Source organism: Candidatus Symbiopectobacterium sp. NZEC135 (assembly GCF_025962695.1).
Window position 1 is genome coordinate 1 of sequence record NZ_JAGFPF010000970.1, and the last position, 807, is coordinate 807.

Annotated in this window: 1 protein-coding gene and 1 pseudogene; one reads left to right on the forward strand and one right to left on the reverse strand. The window is 51.1% G+C overall.

Annotated features, from left to right (window positions below; translation table 11 throughout):
• The first annotated feature begins 23 nt into the window (after window positions 1-23).
• Window positions 24-590 (forward strand): lipoprotein, encoded by a 567-nt coding sequence (locus tag J5224_RS31815; RefSeq protein ID WP_264628962.1) that lies wholly within the window; start codon window positions 24-26, stop codon window positions 588-590.
• A gap of 46 nt (window positions 591-636) precedes the next feature.
• Here the strand turns inward: J5224_RS31815 and J5224_RS31820 are convergent.
• Window positions 637-807: pseudogene (locus tag J5224_RS31820) on the reverse strand (molecular chaperone); the annotation flags it as partial.

The window sequence follows — 807 nt, forward strand, 5'->3', positions numbered from 1 at the left end:
ACAGCACGTGCAGAGGAACATCAATGAAAAAATCAGGGATAGCCGCCATTGCCGCAGTGGCGCTGACGTTACTTGTGAGTGGCTGCGATCGACTCACGCAATATTCGCTTAGCGAGCAAGATATAAACGGTTATCTGCAAAAGCACAATGATTTCAAAAAACAGATCGGTATTCCGGGCGTAGTCGATGCCACCATCGTGTTGAGCGATCTCAGCAGCCAGATCGGACGTGCCGAACCGGGCAAGGTCACACTGTCGGGTCATGCCAAAGTGGACATCAGTTCGCTGCTGGGTGCCCAGTCAGCGGATGCGGTGCTTACGCTAAAAGCACAACCAGTGTTTGATAAAACCAACAGCGCCGTTTACCTCAAAGAGATGGAGTTGGTGGATTATCAGGTGACGCCAGAGAAAATGGATACCGTATTCAACACGCTGACGCCCTATTTGAATCAGGCATTGAAGAACTATTTTGATCAGAAACCAGCCTATGTGCTCAGCGATGAACACAGCAAAACGGAAGCGTTAGCCAAAAAGCTGGCGAAAGGCATCGAGGTAAAACCGGGACAAATCGCTATTCAGTTGACCGATTAAGCCGTTATCAGGGCGGGTTCCTCCGCCCTGATACTGATAACCAGATTCACGCTTCTTGACTATCCTGCGCGTCCTCATCGTCCTCTTCTTCCACCAAATCTTCTCGTAACGCTTCCAGCGCTTCGCGTGTTAATAGCGCCAGCGTGCGATAAAACGCCGTGGTGGCGTGGCTCTCGACTTTGCCAAGAAAGCGATCGCTCCACGGCAGCAGAAACTC